Annotated in this window: 19 protein-coding genes and 3 tRNA genes; 7 read left to right on the top strand and 15 right to left on the bottom strand. The window is 41.8% G+C overall.

Features of this window, described 5'->3' with window-relative positions:
* Positions 1-242 precede the first annotated feature (242 nt).
* The 6 genes from AB6N04_RS09695 to ttrS form a co-directional block, all read right to left on the bottom strand.
* A complete protein-coding gene (locus AB6N04_RS09695; RefSeq protein ID WP_369311830.1) occupies positions 243-1,037 on the bottom strand; it encodes a PhzF family phenazine biosynthesis protein in 795 nt (264 codons plus the stop codon).
* 136 nt (positions 1,038-1,173) lie between these two features.
* Positions 1,174-2,703 carry a peptide MFS transporter gene (locus tag AB6N04_RS09690; RefSeq protein WP_369311828.1) on the bottom strand — a complete coding sequence of 510 codons (1,530 nt, stop codon included), beginning with the start codon at positions 2,701-2,703 and terminating at the stop codon, positions 1,174-1,176.
* Positions 2,704-3,088: 385 nt separating this feature from the next.
* Positions 3,089-4,312, bottom strand: a complete 1,224-nt coding sequence (gene mdtG, locus AB6N04_RS09685) for a multidrug efflux MFS transporter MdtG (RefSeq protein ID WP_369311826.1) — start codon at positions 4,310-4,312, stop codon at positions 3,089-3,091.
* A gap of 165 nt (positions 4,313-4,477) precedes the next feature.
* On the bottom strand, positions 4,478-5,422 hold the full coding sequence (locus tag AB6N04_RS09680) for a Kdo(2)-lipid IV(A) acyltransferase (protein WP_369311824.1): 945 nt from the start codon (positions 5,420-5,422) through the stop codon (positions 4,478-4,480).
* Between the two features lie 72 nt (positions 5,423-5,494).
* Entirely contained in the window at positions 5,495-6,091 is a 597-nt protein-coding gene (gene ttrR, locus AB6N04_RS09675) for a tetrathionate respiration response regulator TtrR (protein WP_369311822.1), read from the bottom strand.
* A gap of 110 nt (positions 6,092-6,201) precedes the next feature.
* Positions 6,202-7,959: a tetrathionate respiration histidine kinase TtrS gene (ttrS, locus tag AB6N04_RS09670; protein ID WP_369311820.1), complete on the bottom strand. Its 1,758-nt coding sequence runs from the start codon at positions 7,957-7,959 to the stop codon at positions 6,202-6,204.
* A 254-nt stretch (positions 7,960-8,213) separates the two neighbouring features.
* Between ttrS and ttrB the strand changes: the two genes are divergently transcribed.
* The 3 genes from ttrB to ttrA are packed head-to-tail and all read left to right on the top strand — an operon-like array spanning position 8,214 to position 13,046.
* On the top strand, positions 8,214-8,951 hold the full coding sequence (gene ttrB / locus AB6N04_RS09665) for a tetrathionate reductase subunit TtrB (RefSeq protein WP_369311818.1): 738 nt from the start codon (positions 8,214-8,216) through the stop codon (positions 8,949-8,951).
* The gene (gene ttrC, locus AB6N04_RS09660; RefSeq protein WP_369311816.1) at positions 8,933-9,979 is read left to right on the top strand and encodes a tetrathionate reductase subunit TtrC; all 1,047 of its coding nucleotides are present in this window, start codon (positions 8,933-8,935) and stop codon (positions 9,977-9,979) included. The genes ttrB and ttrC overlap by 19 nt, the downstream gene beginning before the upstream one ends.
* Complete coding sequence (gene ttrA / locus AB6N04_RS09655) at positions 9,972-13,046, top strand: tetrathionate reductase subunit TtrA (protein ID WP_369311814.1); 3,075 nt, start codon at positions 9,972-9,974, stop codon at positions 13,044-13,046. The genes ttrC and ttrA overlap by 8 nt, the downstream gene beginning before the upstream one ends.
* 160 nt (positions 13,047-13,206) lie before the next feature.
* Here the strand turns inward: ttrA and AB6N04_RS09650 are convergent, their stop codons facing one another.
* Entirely contained in the window at positions 13,207-14,214 is a 1,008-nt protein-coding gene (locus AB6N04_RS09650; protein WP_369311812.1) for a nickel/cobalt transporter, read from the bottom strand.
* Positions 14,205-14,837, bottom strand: a complete 633-nt coding sequence (locus AB6N04_RS09645; RefSeq protein ID WP_369311810.1) for a DUF1007 family protein — start codon at positions 14,835-14,837, stop codon at positions 14,205-14,207. Before AB6N04_RS09645 ends, AB6N04_RS09650 begins: the two co-directional genes overlap by 10 nt.
* A 277-nt stretch (positions 14,838-15,114) precedes the next feature.
* Here AB6N04_RS09645 and AB6N04_RS09640 point away from each other — a divergent pair, with 277 nt between their 5' ends.
* Entirely contained in the window at positions 15,115-16,161 is a 1,047-nt protein-coding gene (locus AB6N04_RS09640) for a rhodanese-related sulfurtransferase (protein WP_369311808.1), read from the top strand.
* Between the two features lie 188 nt (positions 16,162-16,349).
* Here AB6N04_RS09640 and AB6N04_RS09635 read toward each other — a convergent pair whose 3' ends face one another.
* The 7 genes from AB6N04_RS09635 to AB6N04_RS09605 form a co-directional block, all read right to left on the bottom strand.
* Positions 16,350-16,943, bottom strand: a complete 594-nt coding sequence (locus AB6N04_RS09635) for a LuxR C-terminal-related transcriptional regulator (RefSeq protein ID WP_369311806.1) — start codon at positions 16,941-16,943, stop codon at positions 16,350-16,352.
* Between the two features lie 218 nt (positions 16,944-17,161).
* The gene (bssS, locus tag AB6N04_RS09630) at positions 17,162-17,416 is read right to left on the bottom strand and encodes a biofilm formation regulator BssS (RefSeq protein ID WP_369311804.1); all 255 of its coding nucleotides are present in this window, start codon (positions 17,414-17,416) and stop codon (positions 17,162-17,164) included.
* 238 nt (positions 17,417-17,654) lie between these two features.
* Complete coding sequence (gene pyrC, locus AB6N04_RS09625; RefSeq protein ID WP_369311802.1) at positions 17,655-18,704, bottom strand: dihydroorotase; 1,050 nt, start codon at positions 18,702-18,704, stop codon at positions 17,655-17,657.
* Between the two features lie 180 nt (positions 18,705-18,884).
* Positions 18,885-18,960 (bottom strand) — tRNA-Asn (locus AB6N04_RS09620).
* Between the two features lie 680 nt (positions 18,961-19,640).
* Positions 19,641-19,716: transfer RNA gene (locus AB6N04_RS09615), tRNA-Asn, on the bottom strand.
* A 256-nt stretch (positions 19,717-19,972) separates the two neighbouring features.
* Positions 19,973-20,048, bottom strand: a tRNA-Asn gene (locus AB6N04_RS09610).
* 135 nt (positions 20,049-20,183) lie between these two features.
* Entirely contained in the window at positions 20,184-20,687 is a 504-nt protein-coding gene (locus AB6N04_RS09605) for a YlaC family protein (RefSeq protein WP_369311800.1), read from the bottom strand.
* 758 nt (positions 20,688-21,445) lie between these two features.
* On the opposite strand from AB6N04_RS09605, the gene cspE reads away from it, so the two are divergent.
* The 3 genes from cspE to AB6N04_RS09590 all read left to right on the top strand — a co-directional run bounded on the left by cspE (position 21,446) and on the right by AB6N04_RS09590 (position 23,078).
* Positions 21,446-21,658, top strand: a complete 213-nt coding sequence (cspE, locus tag AB6N04_RS09600) for a transcription antiterminator/RNA stability regulator CspE (protein WP_004909801.1) — start codon at positions 21,446-21,448, stop codon at positions 21,656-21,658.
* A gap of 104 nt (positions 21,659-21,762) precedes the next feature.
* Positions 21,763-21,951, top strand: coding sequence for a protein DsrB (gene dsrB, locus AB6N04_RS09595; RefSeq protein WP_369311798.1), 189 nt, complete (start codon positions 21,763-21,765; stop codon positions 21,949-21,951).
* A 428-nt stretch (positions 21,952-22,379) separates the two neighbouring features.
* Positions 22,380-23,078: an MgtC family protein gene (locus AB6N04_RS09590; RefSeq protein ID WP_369311796.1), complete on the top strand. Its 699-nt coding sequence runs from the start codon at positions 22,380-22,382 to the stop codon at positions 23,076-23,078.
* Positions 23,079-23,134: the final 56 nt, after the last annotated feature.

Here is a 23,134-nt window from a genome sequence, read left to right as displayed (position 1 = left end):
GCGTTAATAAGTAATGCTTATAATTGTAATTATATTTTTAGATATAATTATAATTGTAAATTATTTTAATGTTAATTTAAATTTTTTAGGTAGATGTTAAGAGGGTTATTGCTTGAACTGAGATAAGGAACACAAAAGGGAGGGAAGAGTCATACTTATCACATTCCGAATATCATTTAATGTCATTAATGATATTGTGGGTATTGATTGAAATATGAACTCTATGGATGAAGTTATATATCTTATTGATTAATGAGAATGCTTCCCGTAAGAAATAAGGTTGCTTTACCAGTTAGCTTAATTCTGTTGCCATCGAGTTCACAGTGGATCATACCGCCACGTTTCGAGAGCTGTTTTCCGACTAATGCTGTTTTTTGTAATCGTTTTGCCCAAATTGGGGCAATGGCACAGTGTGAGGTACCCGTAACAGGATCTTCATTCACACCTTTAGCGGGGGCAAAATAGCGTGAGACGAAGTCACAATCACCTTCAGCACTTTGTGCTGTAATTGTGAGGCCTGGTAGTGGAAGCTGTGCAAGGCGTTGCATATCTGGTTGGCAATTTTCGATTTGTTGTTGATTGTCTAAAAAACACAGGTAGCGGTCTTTGGCGATCCAAATCTCAGTAATATCCACGCCCAAAATTCCCGCGAGTTCAGGGTATTGGTTTGGTGAACTGAGAATGGCGTCAAGAATTGGAAAATCCAGAGTTAACCCGTGCTTATGGCAGGTCACGACTAATTCTCCTGAAAGTGATTGAAAGGTGAAGAGTTGATCGGATTGCTGTAACACATTGTGAAGCACATGTGCTGTGGCTAAGGTAGCATGACCGCATAAGGCGACTTCCATTTTAGGGGTAAACCAACGGATATGGTGCCCCACTAAAAACGCCGTTTCTGATAAATTAATCTCAGCGGCGATGGCAATCAGCAAGTCGTCTGGCAGCCAATCATCCAATAATACTATGGCAGCAGGGTTACCTTGAAATACGGTTTCTGTAAAGGCATCCACATAATAAATGGGCAAAGAAAGAGGCATATTTAACATTCCGGCATAGGGGAGTAAGGGGGCAGTATAATTCGATTTAAAAAAACAAAAAATGAAAATGAGGGGCAGAAAAGAAAAACGGCTCAATAAAAATAGGCTATTGAGCCGTTAAAGTTAGTGAGGATAATTACGCTTTTGCTTCGTTTTTATCCGCATTTTTCAGCATATTTCTTACAGGAATAATCAGCGCAGCCAATACCACTGCGCAGATAACTAACGCGATTGAGACGTGCGAGAATAATTCAGGCATGGAATCCAATTGATCTTTACGGATGTTCCCTCCCATTATACCCGCAGCTAGATTACCTAGCGCACTTGCACAGAACCACAGCCCCATGACTTGACCACGCATTTTTTGTGGTGCTAACAAGGTCATTGTCGCTAAACCAATCGGGCTTAAGCACAGTTCACCTAAGGTTAATAGTAAAATACTGCCAACTAGCCAGAACGGTGATACGCCACTTTGAGTCGCTAATACTTGGTTAGCTGCAACCATCATGATCGCGAAACCGCCAGCAGCAAATAAAATACCAATCACAAATTTTGTCATGCTGCTTGGGTTCATGTTGCGTTTCGCAAGGGATGGCCAGAACCAACTGAACACAGGTGCTAACAGAATAATGAATAGGGCATTAATCGATTGGAACCAGATGGTTGGGATTTCAAAACTCCCCATTTGGCGATCGGTGTAATCACGAGCGAAAATGTTAAACGAGGTTGGTTTCTGTTCAAAAGCAGACCAGAAGAAAGCGGCGGCAACCAGTAAAATCAAACAGGCGAGTAAACGTGAGCGCTCACTGCGATTTAATCCTGCAAAAAAGAACATAAACAGGAAGTAGATGCCCACACAGCTTGAAATGACATAGGCGGAGCTCTTAGCAATCATTGATGCATTGAATGGGATTATGCCGTTATCAATTAAGATAACCAATAGCGCTAGCAATACCATCGCAAAAGTGACCCATTTACCGACATTTTTACGCTGAACTGTCGGGTGATTCCATGTGGAATCTAAGCCAACTTCTTTGTCATAACGGCGCATTTGCGGAATAGCATAAAAGCGGAAGATTAACAGAGCCACTAACATTCCTAAACCACCGAGGCCAAAGCCTAAATGCCAGCCGTATTTTTCGTGTAATGGGCCAATGATTAAGGGAGCAATAAATGAGCCCATGTTGATCCCCATATAAAATAACGAGAACCCTCCATCACGACGAGTGTCTTCTTTCTTATACAGCGTACCGACCATCACTGTGATACAGGTTTTAAACAAGCCTGTTCCCAGTACGATCAGTAATAGACCGACAAAAAAGAAAGTATTAGATAAGAATGCAGACATGGCAATGGATAAGTGGCCAAATGCAATGATCAATGAACCGTACCAAACTGCTCTACGTTGCCCCAACCAGTTATCGGCTAACCAACCACCCGGTAGCGAAGTGATATAAACGCCACCAGCAAAGATCCCAACGATAGCAGAAGCTTGTTCAATAGGCAGTTCCATGCCACCTTGTAGCAATGCGGCACTCATAAATAGGATAAGCAGGGGGCGAACGCCATAGAAAGAGAACCTTTCCCACATTTCAGTGAGAAAAAGTGAACTTAGCGGGTATGGATGCCCGAAAAAAGTTTTTGTTTTAGTCGCAGAATTATTCATCTGTGAACTCCCATAAATCATCTCTTGAGAGGTTGTGCATGATATAAAACACCAAGCCGAGCGCCTGAGTGTCAATTATTATTTGATATGTTAACTTCAGTTCGGAAACATATTTTTAACATACATTATTATAGAATCGCCTATAAACAGAATGAATTTATTGTAAAAGGCGCTGTTTTAAGGTGAAAAGTCGATATAACTCTCACTTTTCACGATAAGGTAGGGGAAGATACAGGATTTTGATTGACAATAAAAGAAAGAATTTTGAATCGATTAAATTGTTATTAAACAGTTAGTTATACATTTTAAATTTTGTTTTTTCGTTAAAAAAACAATAAAGCTTATAAAGCATCAGGTTTTTGGTTAAAAACTATCAGGTTAATTATTATTCAGAGGGAGATGCCCGCAAACCATCAGACTGACGTCGAATGATAAGCCAAGAATAGATAAGGTTAAAAAGGACAAGGGCAGCGGTAAAGAAAAATACCGCCCTAAATCCATAGGTTGCCGCCACAAACGATCCCATTAATGGTCCTGTCACATTACCTACATCACGAAGGGCTTGGTTATAACTGAAAATACGTCCTGTCACTTGGTGTGAAATATTATAAATAATCAGCGTTTGAACCGCAGGTAGTAAAGCAGAATTCAGTGCTCCTAATAAAAAGCGTAGAAAGCCCAATTCCCAGTAGCTACTGACGAGCCCCATCGGAAATAACACAAATATTGAAGTGCCTAACACAGCCAATAACACTTTATCAGGACCAATACGATCACTCAATTTACCCAGCATTGGTGCACTAATTAAAGCGGCAATACCAGGAATCGACGCAATAACACCACTGACAAATGCTAAATTTTCTAAGGAATCTGATAATTCTCGAACGTAAAGGGTGATCACCGGATTAATGGAGCCCATTGCCGCTTGAATAATCATGGTGGTGAAAAACAGACTGATCACCAAATTTTTATTACGTAAGGAAGAAAAAACTTCTTTACTCGATAAGGCATCTTTGCGGGAAACCGGAGTAAAGCGCTCGCGAACATATAAGAGTGTGACGAAAAAGCAAATAAATAGGACGGTTGCCGTAATAAAAAATACGGGGCGTAACCCATATTGATCTGCCAGAAAACCACCGATTAACGGGCCAATCAGTGCGCCGCTGACAGCGCCTGTCGCTAAAACCCCCATCGCCCAGCCGCTTTTTTTCACGGGGACTTGTGTAGCGATTAATGCATTGGCATTGGGAACAAAGCCACCAAGCAAGCCGAGTAAGGCTCTGAGTATCAGTAACTGCCAGATATTTTGTGCAAAGCCAATCAAAACCATCACTATCGCCATGCCGAGGGCGGAGCGAAGCAACATTAATTTACGACCCTTACGGTCGGATAATCGTCCCCAAAATGGGGCGGCAATAGCAGAAAATAGGAAAGTAATGCTAAAAACCGCCCCAGTCCATAAGTTCAAGGAAGCGTGGTCTTTAACACCGAGTTCTTCAATATACAGTGGGAGAAAAGGCATGATCAAGCTAAAGGCTGCGCCCGTTAAGAAACAGCCGAACCAGACGATGTATAGGTTTTTTTTCCAATACTCTGTTTTTGTTGTCATGGTTTTCCCGTCATATTCAACTCTACAGCGTTGGCTGCAATTCATCACCCAAGTTACGTACTTATGTACGCTCCTTGGGATGGCCTCATTTCGCCGCCTAGCTGTAGTGCTGACTATTTAGGGAAAATGAGGCGGGATTGAGGTGTATTTTCCATCATATAAACATCAATGGTGAATTTTATCTAAATCACCATATAACGACACTTCGCCTTCAGGGCGTGTTTTAAAACGGCGATGTAGCCACATATATTGCTCAGGAGCGCGTAAAATTTCCTTTTCAATCACTTGGTTCATCATCGTTGCGGTCGCCACATTATCTTCAACTGGAAAGCTATCTACCGCAGGCTGAATAACCAATTCATACCCCTTACCATTTGGCAAACGGCGAGGGGTAAATGGCACGACGAGGGGGTTTGCTAAGCGAAGTAAAATGTGAGAACCATTAGTTGTTGCCGCTTTTTCAACGGCAAATAACGGTGCAAAGGTGCTATTACGTGGACCATAATCGTGATCAGGGGCATACCATAAAATCTCGCCTTCTTTGAGGGCTTTAACCATCCCTTTGACATCCTTACGATCTAGCATATATTTGTTAGAACGCAGGCGACCTCGTGTTTGTAACCAATCAATGAGTTTATTATCATTAGCTCGGTACACGCCAATACCCGGGTTTAACATACCAAATGCACGGGCACCCACTTCCAAGGTGAGAAAATGTACGCCAAGCACAATGATACCGCGCCCTGTTTTTTGGGCCGCTAACATATTTTCACGACCTTCAACTTTGACCCAACGCTTAATCCGCCAATCAGGCCAAAACCATGCTATACCCGTTTCAAATAACCCCATCCCGACAGATTCGAAGTTTTTATCAATATAGCGCTGCCTTTCTTGTTGGCTCATTTGTGGAAAGCACAGTTGCAGATTGCGATCTGCAATTTGTACCCGTTTTTTTAAAAAACGCTTAGAAAATAATCCTAGGCGAGTCCCTAGCCAATAAATAACGGGATAAGGTAATAAAACAAGGAGATAAAGGAAGAAAATACCCATCCATGTTAACCAGTAACGTGGATGAAGTAGGCGTTTTTCAAAAGTGGGAGTTGGTATCATTAGTTTCCGATTATTTTTAGTTTGTATGGTTAACTTTATTAATTAGGCTTAATTGAAGCTAATTATATCAAATTATTCTTTTAATGAATTCACTGACTGCATAATGCTCATCAACTCAGCGATGTTTCTCACTGCCATTTTCTCCATCACGCGGGAGCGATGTACTTCAACAGTACGCACGGAAACACAGGCAGCTTCTGCGATTTCTCGGTTAATCAGGCCTTGGAGTACATAGTGACAAATCTCTTTTTCTCGAGGCGTCAGCGTGTCATAACGCTGCTTATGTAAATAGTTTTTGGTCGCTTTAGTCGTATGTAATTGGGCTTGTTCAAGTGTTTTCGCCAATTGCTGGCTATCTATGGGTTTTTGTAGAAAATCAACCGCACCGAGCTTCACTTGCTCAACCGCCATAGGGATATCACCGTGACCGGATAAAAAGATCACGGCTAAAGTGCTATGTTGTTCGCGTAAAAATTGGTGGACTTGCCTGCCATCTAGCTTTGGCATCCGCATATCAAGTAAAACTACGCCTTCTTGGTGAAGGGGAGCATGTTGAATAAACTGTTCACTGTCATTCCAAACAGTGACGGTATAGCCCAGCGTTTCAAGTAAGAACTGGCAAGCGTCAGTCACATCGGTGTCATCATCCACTAGATGAATAACTGGCATAAATATATACCTCGTCGTGTAGAAGGTGACAAAAAAGCTTAAGTTAGCATAACTAAAGCATTGTCACATATAATTAATCTGAATGTTATCAATTGTGTGGCAAACTGTGCTTAGTCATGCAAATTGTCGGGGTAATTAAAAATTAACGTCACTCTGAGGCCATTTAACCCATCATCACTGAGATTATTTTCAACACGAATATCCCCACCTTGGCTTTGAATTAAGCGCTGGCAAATCACAAGACCTAGCCCCAAGCCTTCTTTTTTGGTTGTGGCAAATGGAGTGATCCCTTGTTCAAGTTGTTCTGTTGGCATCCCCCCCGCATCATCTTGTAATACCAAAAGAAACCGGCCTTGTGCAAAATGAAAACCAAAACTTAATCTGGTGGCACCTGCTTGTAGGCTATTGCTCACTAAATTGGATAATAATTGTTCCAATAAAGTCTCAGGCAGCATCAACGACACATCATGGGTGTCAGGCAGCAGCAATTTAGCATTAGGGTAATGGTGTTCAACCCGTAAAAGTTGCCAAATGTGGTTAATGGCTTGCTTAACCGACTGTTGGCTTAAATTAAGTGCTGGATCTTGCCCCGGTTTGCCTGCCCACAAGCGCAAATTACGTATAATATCAGCCCCCCGTTGGGCTTGGTCATCAATCTTTGTTAAGGCATTAATGAGCGGATGCTTTTCCGACTCTTTATTTAGCCGCAAAATACACCCTTGAGCATAGTGGCGGATAGCGGATAACGGTTGGTTGAGCTCATGAGCAAATCCAGATGCCATCTCCCCTAAAATATTCAGTCGCTGAGCTTTTTGTAGGTTGGCTTCTTGTTGGCGCAACCGATTATGAGCCTCTTCTAACTGACGACTACGACGCCTCACTAAAAAGGCTATCCAGACGTGGTTCACCCCTAGCAAGATAAAAAACAGCGCGACAATACCGAGGGTAAGCTGGTTTTGGATAGTCCAACTGACAATATCTTGCCAAATTTGTCGTTGCTGCGGATGTTGGTTCACATCCCGCAACAGCGTTTCCACTTGGGTAACCGAGGCGGGAGCCCCCCAGCGCATGGTGCTTTTATCTGTCGAAAGTAATGTTTTGGTCACTTTATCGACAAGGTTATCCGGTACGTCACTCAATGCGGCAAAGGACCAATTTGGATAGAGTTCTGTACTAGTAAGGCAGGATAATGAGCTAGGATGTTGAATAAGTGGGCGAAATTGGTTTTTATCAATAAGTCCTTCACTGTGCATGTTTTCCAACAAACAGACAGGAACAATTACTGCTGATAGCGAATCATCGCGCAATGCGTATAACAAGGCATCTGCCGGGAAGCCTAAAAATTGCATCTGAAAGTCTTTTTCTGCGTCAAAGCCTAAATCACGCAGTACTTTATAGCCTAATAAATACCCACCAAACGCATCCGGGGAAATTGCCCCAACTTTTTTACCAATCAAATTTTGTGGTTCAGTAATCTGGCTTTCGTTGCGCACTAATATCAGGCTACCGATGACATTGCGTGTGGTGCTATTGGGCTCAACATCCGAGCGCAGTGAAAGTAACCAGCGTAGGTGATAGCGGCTATCAAGCTGAATAAATTGCGCTGGATTGGTGAGTAAAAAATCGATCTTTTGAGTCGAAACGGCGTCACGCATTTCATCAAGGTTTAGGGGGTGAAGAGTGAAACGTTCTCCAGGTATGGAATCATTTAAGGTATCGACTAAGGGTTGCCAGTGAGATTGGGTAGAGCTTGGGCCACGCAAGGCTAAAACACCGATCGTCCATTGTGCGGAAATCGCAGGAAATGACCATGTCAAAATCATGGTTAATAGTATGTGATACAACGGTATAGACGATTTTTTTAACATATTTGAGTTATTCGTTGCGTTAGATCAATTTAGCTTCGGGTATGTGGTAAACCACAATAGGGGGCTGGCTCCTCTCTTCCTACAATGGCGCTACAAGCTTTACCAAGATAACACACCAGTTTTAAAGAGAAACAAGAATTTCTGCGGTTATCTTAACCGGACAGACTGAATTGTCAATAAAGCTCGTAGAACAAATAACATATTGATTAATAACTTTTATTTTCGCATTAGCAATGTCAATACTGGAGCCAATTATGGATCTGAGTAAACGAAAATTTCTACAACAAATTGGGGCAGTAACGGCAGGTGCGTCGTTAATTCCAATATCGGAAGCTGGCTTAAACCTCTCTCCAACACGCCGTGAAGGCAACCCTGAAAAGCGTTATGGGATGCTAATAGATTTACGTCGTTGTATTGGTTGCCAATCTTGCACTGTGAGCTGCTCGGTTGAAAACCAAACACCACAAGGTCAATTCCGAACCACCGTTAACCAATATCAAGTGACCGTCAAGGGGGAGGAAGGCTTTACCAACGTGCTGCTTCCTCGCTTATGTAACCACTGTGATTCACCACCTTGCGTGCCAGTATGCCCCGTTCAAGCGACCTTTCAACGGGAAGACGGTATTGTCGTGGTTGATAACGAACGCTGTGTAGGCTGCGCATATTGTGTACAAGCATGCCCGTATGATGCCCGTTTTATTAATCATTCCACACAAACAGCAGATAAATGCACTTTCTGTGCACACCGCTTAGAAGTCGGTCTATTACCTGCTTGTGTTGAGTCCTGTGTTGGCGGTGCGCGTATCATTGGCGACTTAAAAGATCCAAATAGCACTATTCGTAAAATGCTGACTGAACATGAAGCCGAAATCAAAGTGCTAAAACCTGAAAGTGGCACGTTACCGCAAGTTTTCTATCTCGGTTTGGATGATGCATTTGTAGAGCCGCTACAAGACAAAGGGCAACCCGCATTATGGCAGGAGGTGTTCTGATGGACGGTCAAGTGACATATATTTCTGAAATTATGGCTCAGCCACAAGAATTTTTCTGGTTACCTTGGGCTGTACAGTACTTTTTCTTTATCGGAATTGCTTCTTGTGCCGTGCTCTATGCCTGTTATTTGCATTGGCAAAATAACAGCGAAAATGGCCGATTAGAAATGATTTCGGTGTTTATTGCGATCACGATGGGGATCACCGCGCCATTAGCGTTAACCGCAGATTTACACCAAACCGCTAGGGTTTGGCATTTCTACGCACACCCAACATTGTGGTCTTGGATGTGGTGGGGCTCTGTTTTATTACCCTTATTTACGACTTTTATCGGTTTATATTTTGTTGCCCTGATCGTGAAAATGATTTGGAAAAAAGAGTTTAAAGCAACACGTTGGGTTGCCTTGCTGGCTGCATTATCAGCGATGGGCTTATTACTGTATACCGGTCGTGAAGCGTCTATCTTAAACGCCCGTCCTATCTGGTATAGCTGGTGGATGCCGGTACTCCTGTTCTTGAGTGCGCTACAAGTTCTGCCTGCATTGATCGGTCTAGGTGCCCGCAAAGAGCCGCAATATCAAACCCGTTTAGCTCGCTTCCAAGTGATTACCTTGCTGTTATTTGCGGTATGTTTCGCACTGTGGCTGTCAGGTGATACCACATCGGGTATTGCGGTACGTCAGCAATTAGATACAGCAAGTGCAGGTTGGTGGATGCTGATGGGAGTTTGCGCGCTGTGGTTAATCACATTTGTGATGTCCGTGCGTAACGTAAAAGCAATTCGTTCGGTGCCATACATTACTGTTTTAGCCTTAGTTTCAATGGCTTTTGCTTGGACATTACGTTGGATTTTCCTGATGGAAGTTCAAGCGGTACCAAAATATAACATTATCGTGAATCCATACCACTTCCCACTGGGAACTGACGGCCTGATGGCTATTGTAGGCACATTCGGTTTGTGGATTGCATTAACAATTATTGTTCGTGAAGGTGTTCGCTGGTTTGCGGGGAGAGTGCAACATGGCTAAATTCTCAAGACGTCAATGGCTTAAAGGTGGTTTGGTTGTCGGCGGTATTGCATTATTCGGGGCAAGCTACCGTGATGTCGCCAAACGTGCAGTCGATGGTCTGGTGAATGGAACTTCTGGAAAAGTGACATTGGACCGCCTTAATGGCAACTCACTGCGCCCTGAAGGACAAGCACTCAAAGGTTGGCAGGAGAATCCCGAACAAGTGGTTGCGATGACCCAATGTTTCGGTTGCTGGACTCAGTGTGGGATCCGTGCTCGGGTTGATACAGCCAAAAATGAAGTGTTGCGTATCGCTGGGAACCCTTACCACCCGTTATCTCATGAAGAGCATTTCCCTTATGGAATGCCATTAAAAACGGCCTTTAATAAAATGAGCGGCGAATCAGGTTTAGAACATCGTTCAACCGCTTGCGCTCGTGGTGCTACCTTAATGGAAGGGTTAACCAGTCCACTGCGTATTTTGGAGCCGATGAAACGTGTTGGTAAGCGTGGGGAAGGCAAGTGGAAACGCATCAGTTTTGAACAGTTGATTAAAGAAGTGGTAGAAGGCGGCGATTTATTCGGTGAAGGTCATGTTGATGGTTTAAGAGCCATTCGTGATCTTGAGACGCCGTTAGATCCATCACAACCTAAATTAGGCCCAAAAGCGAACCAGCTTTTAGTCACTAACGCAGGGGACGATGGTCGTGATGGTTTTATTCGTCGATTTGCCCAAAATGCTTTTGGTAGCAAAAACTTCGGCGCTCACGGCTCATACTGTGGTCTCGCTTATCGTGCAGGTTCAGGGGCTTTAATGGATGACTTGGACAAAAACGCCCACGTCAAACCGGATTGGGATAATGTGCGTTTTGCATTATTCCTAGGGACTTCGCCTGCGCAATCAGGAAACCCATTTAAACGCCAAGGTCGCCAGTTAGCGACAGCGCGTTTACGTGATTCCTTTAACTATGTGGTTGTGTCACCAGCATTACCGCTTACAACAACCTTAGCTAATGACCATGGTCACTGGGTACCCGTGCAACCAGGTACGGATGCAGCGTTAGTGATGGGGATGATCCGCTGGATTATCGAAAATGAGCGCTACAATGCCAAATACCTTAGCGTGCCAAGCGAAAAATCGATGGAAAGCATGGGAGAGAAGAGTTGGACTAACGCAACTCATCTGGTTATTACCGATGATTCGCACCCGTTAGCGGGCAAATTATTAATTTCCTCCTATCTTACAGGTGAAGGGGAGGATGAAAAAGCCTACTTAGTTCAAGATGCCTCTGGCGAGCTGAAATTGGCAGATGAAGTGCCTGCTGCGGAACTCTTTGTGACCCGCACAGTGACATTACATGATGGCAGCGAAGTGACAGTTAAATCGAGCTTCCAATGCTTAAAAGAAGCAGCAAATCGCATGACCCTTGAAGAATATAGCGAACGCTGCCATGTTCCAGTGAAAACAATTGAATCACTGGGCAAAGCTTTAACATCTTATGGTAGAAAAGCGGCAGTCATTTCCCATGGCGGTATGATGGGAGGCAACGGCTTCTACACAGCATGGTCAGTCATAATGCTTAACGCATTGATAGGTAATTTAAACTTAAAAGGCGGTGTGTCTGTTGGCGGCGGTAAATTTAACGGGGAGAACGATGGCCCTCGTTACAATATGGCGAGCTATAAAGGCAAAGTGAAGCCAAAAGGTGTCGTATTATCGCGCAGTAATGAAGTCTATGAAAAATCAGATGAATTTAAAGCGAGATTAGCCGCAGGCGAAAAACCGTATCCCGCCAAAGCCCCTTGGTATCCGTTTGCTAAAGGGCAATTAACGGAGCAATTGGCCTCTGCGTTAATGGGCTATCCATATGCTCTTAAAGCGTGGATCACCAATATGACAAATCCGGTATATGGTATCGCCGGTATTCGCCAAGTGATGGAAGAAAAACTGAAAGATCCGAAACATCTTCCATTGATTATTGGTATTGATGCCTTTATGAACGAAACCACTGCGTTGGCCGACTACATTGTGCCAGATACGCATAACTTTGAAAGTTGGGGATTCAGCGCGCCGTGGTCTGGTGTTCAAGTTAAAGCCAGTACCGCACGTTGGCCGATTGTTGAGCCACGTACGGCAAAAACGGCGGACGGGCAGCCAATATCAATGGAAAGCTTCTGCATCGCCGTGGCAAAAGAACTGAAACTACCGGGCTTTGGTGACAATGTGATTGAAGATATGGATGGCAATATGCATTCACTCAATACGGCGGAAGATTATTACCTTCGTGTCGCTGCGAATATGGCTTGGTTAGGGGAAAAACCTGTCCCAGAAGCGGCAACTGAAGATATCCAAATCAGTGGTGTCGAGCGTATTTTACCTGCGATCACCCGCACGCTGAAACCCGAAGAAGTGCGCCGTGTGGCTTACATCTTCACGCGGGGCGGTCGCTTTGCACCGTATGAAAAAGCGTGGGATGGTGAAGCAACAGGGCCACAATGGAAAAAAGGGTTACAGATTTGGAACCCAACCGTTGCGATTAACCGCCATGCGATCACCGGTGAGCGTTACAGCGGTTGTCCAACCTACTACCCACCTCGTATGGCGAATGGCGAAGACGTCAATAAAGTGTTCCCTGAAAAAGAGTGGCCACTCAAACTGATGTCATTTAAATCCCACGTGATGAGCAGTTCAACCACGGTTATTGAACGCTTACGCCATGTGAAACCTACCAACCTTGTGGCGATTCACCCTGATGATGCCGCGAAAATGGGAATAAAACACGGTGATTGGATCCGCATTACCACACCGGGTGGCAGCGCAGAAACGCAAGTTAGTGTATTGGCTGGGGTAATGCCAGGTGTATTAGCGATTGAGCATGGTTATGGTCATAGCGAAATGGGGGCTAAACAGCACTATTTGGATGGTCAACCTATGCCAATGAATGCGGCAAATGGTTCAGGTATTAATTTAAACGACCTCGGGTTTGCTGACCCAACACGTGAAGTAGCAAATACTTGGCTTGACTGGGTATCCGGTGCTTCTGTTCGTCAAGGTTTACCGGCGAAAATTGAGTTAATCAGCTAGCTAGGTTTTAACAATGTAGTAAAGGATCGCTAGCTTGCAGGGTTCTGCATAGCCTTGCAAGTTAGTGTCTTTGTTTTTAAGCAGTTGACATTGCGCATCAACAGTGTGTTTATCGCACTGTGACTTCGGCAAGTGCCAGGGAGGGGGAGCCCTCCCTTTTTTAATGTAATAATGGCGAAAGCGCTTGCTCGGTTGCACCACTTTGGTATAGCAAAACGCCTATCAATATAAACAGTACACCTGCAATAAGGCTCAGTGAAATGCCCCAATAAGGTGATAACTGAATGCCTTTGAGGCGAGAAATACGTAGCGCATTATCACGCATGAGATGAACGAACACCGCAATCAAGCTGATCGTCAGTGCAGTGCCGAGCGCCATCATCAACGCAGCGATTATTCCCCATAAATACATATCAATCACATACGAAAATAACAAGACCAAGAGGGCACCTGAACATGGGCGGCTCCCCATCGAAAGAATAATAAGAAGCTTTCCCTTGAAACCAGTCTGTAACCGATCGGATTGAACGACATGCTGATGACCACAATAGCAGTTAGCCGAATGAGCTTGCACCACACGGTATACACTTTTTGATTGCGATTGAGTCAGTGGTTGAATGCGCCGTAAGGTCAAAGGCATTGGCTTTTTTGACTTATTGATTAGCCAAAGGCGACGCATTGCATTGGTAGACAAAAATGCGCCCAGCAGTATCACAAAGAGATAGCTGATTTGCTCTGCATAGATACTGACTTGGTTTAGGTGCTTGGTTGAGAGTTGCAATACAATTAACACGAAAGAAACCAACAAAATGGCGACTAATCCCTGCAATAAAGCGGCAAATAAGCTCAGTAGAACACTTTGTTTTAAGTGGGTTGCCTGAGTTGCGATATACGTTGTCATGATTAATTTACCATGACCTGGCCCAAGCGCATGCAAAAAACCATAGGTGAAACTGGCAACGACCAACAATCCACCGGCATAAAATGGTCGAGTCGCGGTTTCTTGTAGTAGGTCAGCGAGTCCTTGGTTTAGCTGCTTTTGCCAATTAACACTCATCTGTAGCCATGATCCCCAATGGAAATAAACCTGTAAAGTAACATAGCTAATTAGCGCTAATACAATGACTGTAACGAGCCATTTTCTAAGACGTAATGAGGTTATGGACATTGGATATCAACTCGCTGAGCAAATTGTTTTCCCAGTGCCAAGTCTTCATCAGGTGTATCACTTTTATCTAATGAAAAAGCATAGGCACGCATAGAATCGGTGATGTTGGCTTCTTCTAATGTCAATTGACATGTTGCCGCGACTTCCAAAGGTAGCGTAATTTGCTGTTGGTTTTGATAGGTCATGCTGACATAAAAGGAAGGATCATAAGTCTGAATAGTAATATGGGCGTGTTTAATGGGGAGTGGATGCATAAATGATGTGGTGAAGTAAAACACTAAAGAAAACCCGTCTTTTTCAAGATGGTAATTGTCCGGTATGCGCTTAAAACGTACCTTCTCCCCTTGGTAATAGAAATCAGTAAAATAATCCTGCATTAATACATTCGCCATTATGGTCGCTTCTTGTTGCTTCCAACGTGGATCATCTGGCTTTATGCCTTTGAGTTCATACAAAATATCAGCAGAGGTCATCGGATCCATCTTCCAAGCATAGCTTATCCCTGAGTAGTCATTTTGTTTAGTCTCAAGGGCCATTTTCATCTCAATGAAACTATGAGGGTGAGCCACTACCTGCGGAGCGACAATAGATAACATAATAAAAAAGAATGGTAGTAATCGCATTATTTATACTGTTTAACAAGTTTAAGTGCAAATGTTATAACATAACGAGTGGCAATCGTGAATATTCAAAAGTGATTAACATCCCGTTGTTAAAATAGAACAATAGAAAGGGAAACCTTTTAATCATATTTCGATAACAAAACCACTTAAAATAAAGGGTTTTTTATTAACACAATAACAGCGATAATATTTAATAATAGTCGAGTGTGGACACTTCGTGACACTATACGATTTTAAGCTTTAATTATTAACAAGTTACAAAGGGAAAGAGAACACCATGCCAGTGTTACATAACCAAGTTTCAAATAAAATACTCAAACAGCGCATGTTGGCTGAAACTGAGCCGCGCACCACCATTTCTTTTTATAAATATTTTAATATTCAAGATCCAACGGCTTTTCGCAATGAATGGTACCAGCAATTCAAAGCATTGAGCGTATTTGGTCGAGTGTATATTGCCAAAGAGGGCATTAACGCACAAATCAGCGTGCCTGCATCCAATGTTGATGCGTTACGTGAACTGATTTATCGCACAGATCCTGCATTAGATAATTTACGCCTAAATATTGCGATTGATGATGATGGGAAATCGTTCTGGGTTCTGCGCATGAAAGTGCGTGATCGTGTTGTTGCTGATGGTATTGATGATGAGACATTTAATCCTGCTAATACAGGGCAATATCTTAAAGCCGAACAGGTCAACGCAATGATTGATGACCCGAATACTGTGTTTGTAGATATGCGCAATCATTATGAATATGAGGTTGGCCACTTTGAAAATGCGGTAGAAATTCCATCAGATACCTTCAGGGAACAACTACCGATGGCAGTGGAAATGCTACAAGAACAAAAAGATAAGAATGTTGTAATGTACTGTACTGGTGGTATTCGTTGTGAAAAAGCGAGTGCTTACATGCTGCATAACGGCTTTAAAAACGTCTACCATGTGGAAGGCGGTATTATCGAGTATGCGCGCAAAGCGAAAGAGCAAGGTTTACCTTTACGCTTTAAAGGGAAAAACTTTGTTTTCGATAATCGTATGGGTGAACGTATTACTGATGACGTATTAGCCCATTGTCACCAATGTGGAGCATCTTGCGATTCACATACAAACTGCCGTAATGATGGCTGCCATCTATTATTTATCCAGTGCCCAACTTGTGCTGAAAAATATGAAGGCTGTTGCAGTACAGCTTGCAATGAAGAAATGAAATTGCCAGAGCAAGAGCAACGTGCTCGCCGTGCGGGTCGTGAAGTCAGTAATAAAATATTTAATAAATCTCGCCACCGCTTATCAGATGGCTTATTAAATAGCGATAACTAATTTAGGCTGGTATTAAAATTAGGGCTATAGGTTGTTGACAAAGTAAGATAAAAAGCGGGTTTCGCCCACTTTATGTAATTAGGTGAGGATCACCTTGTTGATTTTCTTAGTCTGTTGTCAATACCTATTCAGACGCTGACAAATATAACATGTTTGCCAGCGTCTAAAGCCCTTTTTGGTGGTTTTACTTAATATAAATATTTAAATACATTGTAAATAAAGAACAACTCTATTCTATTTTTAACGAAAACTTTACTGGCGATATGACGTTTTTGTGAATATACCGTGCTATTACTGATCCCCAGTTTTTTAGAGATAATATGATTAGGTATCTCATTCATCCAATTATTAATTATATTTTGTTCTTTTGCTGTAAAAATAGATGAATCCGTATTATTGGTTAGTTTAGTTACTTTTTCAATTTGTTCATAATCATTAATGACTTTATCTAATGTTTTGATAATAATCTTTTTGGATAAAATAAAGAAATTATTTTTCAATAATAGCGGATTATCGGTTTGTGGGTAGGGGGCATCTATATAGATGTAAAAGCGTATGTTTTTCGATAAGCTTAATAACCCCTGCAATGTTGGGCAATAATTTGAATAGTGGCAATAATAGGTTAAATTAACAAGAACAATGCTTGGAGAGTTTTTATTTATAGATTTAATTGCATCATTTAAACAGCCTGTACTAATAAAATTTAACTTTTTATTCTTTGATAAATATTCAGTAATACCAAGTCTTGTGTAATAACACTCATCAATAACTAATATTCTCATCGGGAACATCCTTGTTCGAAAGAGTATTACAATAAGGTGGAATAGCTAGAGAAGTCAACTGAGGAATAATAAAAATGAAAAATGTTGGCGTTATTTTAAATTAATGGAGATATAAAAATAATGTAGGGGAGAAGTAGTTATATAAAATATAACTACCTCACCAGAGAACTATAACTTTAAACAATGGATATTGATGGTTTAACTATCCACATAAAACATTAATGTGTTTTAAAATTAAATTCAATATATTCCCCAGACTCTATTTTGTCCACGCCAGCTTGAAGAATATCAATCAATTGTTTTGCGACATCTGTTGTCAGCCACATGGTTTTATCCACAACAGCATCACCGGAGTTTTTATCTTGTTCGGGGAGGTAGTGCAAACGCAGCATCATGGCATCATAGGCATCTACGGTGCTGATGTCCCAGCCAACTACTGGGTGAGTCTGAATAACATCATCTTTTCTATTCATAAAAACCTCCTAATCAAACAGCGTGATAAATAATAAATATCTATAACTGACTAAGAGCAAAGTTCTTGGATTGAATCCTCTTTTAGTATAAGGAGATTTTGCTAATAGGGAAGCAAATAAAAATTTTTTTTGTATAAATGGCAATAAATGCATAAATGAAGTGGATATGACTAGCCTGAACGCCAGAGGGAAGTGATACACACTTCCCTTATGGTGTTAACAGTCGGTTTATTCGTGCTTATTTTGCAATAGTGATTGTCCAACCAGAATCTTCACCCGCTAAGAAAGGGATCAACTTATCATTGCAACAATCGATCGATTCACAAGTGACATTTTGTGCCTTAGTCAGGGTGATATAGCTTTCATTAACAGGTAAATTATAAAACTTAGGGCCATTCAATGAGCAAAATGCTTCAAAGTGTGCTAAAGCCCCCAACTCTTCAAATACGGTTGCATAAGCAGCGAGCGCTGTTGGTGCATTAAATACCCCTGCACAACCACAAGAGGATTCTTTACGTGACTGCACATGAGGTGCGGTATCTGTGCCAAGGAAGAAACGATCACACCCAGATGCAACAGCAGAGCGCAGAGCTTCTTGGTGAATATTACGTTTTAAAATTGGCAAGCAGAATAGGTGAGGTCTTACGCCACCGACTAACATGTGGTTACGGTTAAACATCAAATGCTGAGGTGTAAGCGTCGCTGCGGTAAATTGATTGGCCTCGAGAACATACTGTGCGGCTTCTTTAGTTGTAATGTGTTCAAATACCACTTTTAAGTTTGGAAATTGCGCGCGCAGTGGCTGCATAACCTGTTCGATAAATAGCGCTTCACGGTCAAAAATATCAATATGGCTAGCGGTGACCTCACCGTGAATCAATAGAGGCATACCTGCTTTTTCCATTGCGGCTAAAACGGGGTAGATTTTCTTAACATCAGAAACCCCATGGCTTGAGTTTGTGGTTGCATTGGCTGGATATAATTTACAGGCAGTAAAAACCCCTTCTTCAAAACCACGAATAAGCTCAACAGGATCTGTGCCATCGGTTAGATAGCAAGTCATTAATGGGGTAAATTGATGACCTTGTGGAACTGCTTGAATAATACGGTCACGGTACGCTTTTGCGGCTTCAATGGTGGTGACAGGCGGAACTAAATTCGGCATCACAATTGCGCGGCCAAAAAACTCACTGGTGAACGGAACGACCGTTTTTAACATATCATCATCGCGAAAATGAACATGCCAATCATCAGGGCGGCGAATTGTTAGGGTAGTTACAGTAGTCATTAAACCGGCTCCATAAGGGAAGGTGAGTGATGAGCGAATGCTCAGGCCGGGAAAGAATGATAAAGGGAAAGGGAGAAAATAGCTACGGGAATTGGCGATTAAATATTTTTTGTAAAAAGATAACTGCCCAGAAAGCAAAAAGCCTGCTTAAATTTGTTTAAGCAGGCTTTTCTAAATAATTGGCTCCTCCAGCTGGACTTGAACCAGCGACATACGGATTAACAGTCCGCCGTTCTACCGACTGAACTATGGAGGAACTCCTTGGTACGCAGAGGATATTAGCTTCCTCTAAAGCGATTGTCAAAGGAGAATATCGAAAAAACGTTCGTTTGCCTGTTATCTGTGCGAACTGCGGGAAGTTTGATCGAAAATGGTGTGCTGACGAGAAACTGAGGTGTCAATATTGCAAGGAAGCATCAAAGATAGAGGGATTTTTGTCCATCAAAATAGATTATTCCCAGTGAGTAACGTGGAGCATAAAAATTTTTAGAGAGCTATGATTTATTATTCAGCAGGTTGCGAGTGAACCAAGTATTCCGCCTGAGGTTAAATAAAGGAAGAAAGGCGGTGTTAAGAAATAATAAGTAAGCCGCAGTGATGATTTACCCTCAGTTTGCAGGATAGGCATTCTCGCAGTAAGACGCTCTTATGTTTGAAAACCTAGTTAATGATTCCTTTGTTAACACTTATCCTCACTTAGCGCGCTTTTAAAGGAAAAACGCCTTGGTTCAATCTATGGTTGTGTAATCAATTAAATTATCTGAAAAATTGTTGGTATCAGTGCGAGTTAAAGGCATTCGCCGCATTTTTTCGTCAATGATTGTACGATACAGAGGGGCAGGTGTGGCATTGTCGTTTGGGCAGAAACGTGGTGCATCGATGGTTATGCGAAATGTCAAAAAGCAAAAAGCCCGCACTAGGCGGACTTTTAAAATTTGGCTCCTCCAGCTGGACTTGAACCAGCGACATACGGATTAACAGTCCGCCGTTCTACCGACTGAACTATGGAGGAATTGCTTTGTTCCTGAGAACGAGGCGCATATTACCGATCCTGTTTCCTGTTGTAAAGCATAAAAATAAAAAAAACAATCAAGTGGGTGTTAAATAGACAAATTGGTGGTTATCTGTTCCTAAAAGCGGATGTTAAACAACTGAAGAAAGACAAAAGCGCTTTAAAGGGGAGTAAAGGGAGTGATAAGGTAAAATGAATTGATGTTAAAATGTGGGGGCATAAAAGCAAAAACCCGCACTAGGCGGGTTTTAAAATTTGGCTCCTCCAGCTGGACTTGAACCAGCGACATACGGATTAACAGTCCGCCGTTCTACCGACTGAACTATGGAGGAATTGCTTGTTCCTGAGAACGAGGCGAATATTAACGACATCCCCTCGGACTGTCAACGATAAAAATAGAAAAAATTGCTAACTGCTCACTCGCTGTTCATTGTGGTTGAATTTCATGCTAGCCAGTTGATATTACATCAATTTTGAGTAGCGAATTTACCTTGCAATGGCTGAGAAATTTCTGGATAAGCCACATGATAAATATCGTAAAACGAAATCATCCCTTTTAATGTAATTAAACGGGTTATTTCTTGTTTAATTGCTTGGCTGACGTCATTGGAATCAAGGATCTTGCGAATGGCATTTTCTGATACAGGCTCAGTGACAAACCATTCTCCGTTATAACAAACCCGTAAATCTAATACGCCAATATCACCAAAGTGATAGACTGGTTTAATATCAAAAAGTAATACGCTAGCTAAAATAATAAATAACAGGGTAATACCTAGAGTCCAATAGGGACCAAAATAGGGCGCATACCAAAGAATAACAGCCAGCGGAATATAAGCGGCAACCATACCGATACATAAGTAAGGATGGTTCGCGAGGAACTGACTGTTGAAATACGGTTTTCCATCACGTTTTTCACGTTTATTGATGGCGTCTAAATCTTCGACAAGTATTTGTTTGATAATATCCATGTGGTAACTCTCTGTCAGATATTGAATCTATACTAAGGCTGTTTATCTTTTCTGCTGAGTTTTATTGCTAGAAAAGGCTAAAAAAACAACCCGAAAAATGGATCAATGTGTCAATCAAGTTGACTGGCGGTTATATGAATAAAGCATTCTGCTTAAACGCTGCCTTACGGTTCGATTAAAGCGCTTTTCACTCATTTGATGCGACGTTCAAAGGCACTTACCGAGTTCAGTAGACGGCGAACCTCTCCCTTTGCCCAAAATGGCATTAATTCGAATAAAAGTTCAACATCAAAGATAAACAGCCTCTAGGAGAGTACCATGAGGCTGCGAGATTGTTATATATCAGTTAAAAAAAATATTGCTGCAGATTGTCATCGTATCAGATAATTCTGACTGACAATGAACAGGTTTGTTGTCTTTATAATTAAACTTTTCTTTAAACTATCAACCAAATGCAGTGTTTTTATTAACATTATGACGGATAAAAGTGACGTATTCGAAAAAAACCGCATCTTTTTATAGATTAGATGTATAAAATAGTTGCTATTATCTTTAAGTCATGAGTTAATGAGTATCGGCCTGTTTAGCAGTCCTATTTGATGTATGATTACTGAGTTAGTGTGTTCTAAAGAAGAAAGTTATCACAGATAGCCTTTGACCGTGACGCTTCATCTTGGTGTTTCCCTGATTAAATAGTTGACTCTGGCCCGTATATGCCAAAAAGGCAAGTTTTTTTGATGTTATATAGGAAAAGTCAAATGTCCGACAAAATGAAAGGTCAAGTTAAGTGGTTCAACGAGTCTAAAGGCTTCGGTTTCATCACTCCAGCTGATGGTAGCAAAGACGTTTTCGTCCACTTCTCTGCCATTCAGGGCAATGGTTTCAAAACTCTGGCAGAAGGCCAGCAAGTTGAATTCACCATTGAAAACGGTGCAAAAGGCCCAGCAGCTGCTAACGTAACTGCTATCTAAGCTAATTGCTTAACTGATTTTCTAAAGCCCGTCATGTTTAATGACGGGCTTTTTCGTATGCGTTACATTTATAATTAATATTACTTGGTTGGAAAATTGATGTCATGAATATTAATGATCGTGTTTATGTAAAGACCGATGGACAGGAAAGAAGAGAAGGGACGATTTTACTTATTGAACCGTTTAATGAAGGTGTTATGTACTTAATTGCCTTACCTGATTATCCAGAAGGGATTTGGTTTTTTAATGAAAAAGAAGGCGATGAAGGAACGTTTGTCACATTAATTGAATAATAGTTTTTTAATTAATTTCGGATTTATTAAAAATTTGTTCTTTACTTCATCAATTAGCCCACTTATACTCCACCCATCAATTATTTAGGAGATTATTACTTGGACAGTCAGAGTTGGTATAAAAACTTAATGTAATGGCAAGCCAGTAATCGTCTTTTCTTTTCACTGCTTGCCACTAAGGCGGGCGGTGTCTGATGTACCTCATCATACATACACCCTTATTTTATAAACAAAGTAGTATTCTATATATTAATTAATAGCTTATTACTATTGTATTGAGTGTGTATCATGCTTTTCTATTTTTATTCTCTATTTCCTCCGGGCAATAGCTAATTATTGTTGGATCTTTATTGATTCAAAATATGGCTATGTGCTTTTTATTAAGCATATAAAAGGTTATCCAAATTTTTATTTTTGGAGGGATCATTATGCTTTTTACTCCCGATATTTTAAATCTGGTTTCGGCAATGTGCCTTGGTGCCTTAATTGGTGCCGAGCGCCAATGGCGTCAGCGTATGGCAGGACTGAGAACGAATGCATTAGTTGCAACTGGTGCGGCTGTTTTTATTTTAAGTTCAGTCACGACCTCACCTGATAGCCCCGGACGTATTGCAGCGCAAGTCGTTTCGGGGATCGGTTTTCTTGGTGCTGGCGTCATTATGCGTGAAGGCATGAACATTCGAGGCCTGAATACCGCAGCAACCTTATGGTGCTCAGCTGGCATTGGCGTGTTATGTGGCTTAGGGCAATATTCACTGGCATTGATGGCTACCTTATTGATTTTATGCGCAAATATTTTATTACGCGAAGCGGCTTCGCGCATTAATCGGCAACCTCAGGCTCAAGCTTTGGATGTTGAACAACGCTATAAAATCCGAGTTATGTGCCACCAAGAAGATGAGATTTTAGTTAGAACTCTGATTTTACAAGCCATTAATGGGCTACATATTCGACTGCAATCGCTAAGCAGTGCTGACACATTGAAAACCGAACAACTTGAGGTTTGTGCGGAATTTTTGGCAACGCCCGCCGAACAAAAAGAGATTGAAGCATTAGTTTGCAGAATTAGCCTTGAGCAAAGCGTAAGTGCTATCAATTGGAAAGTGGCATCAGAGCTCCCCGCTTGAATGCCAAAAATTAACTCACTATAGGAGCCAAAATGGACGATCACCCTCCGTCATGG

The organism is Providencia rettgeri, assembly GCF_041075285.1.
GTDB classification, from domain to species: domain Bacteria; phylum Pseudomonadota; class Gammaproteobacteria; order Enterobacterales; family Enterobacteriaceae; genus Providencia; species Providencia rettgeri_G.
This window is presented reverse-complemented; position numbering and strand designations above follow the sequence as displayed.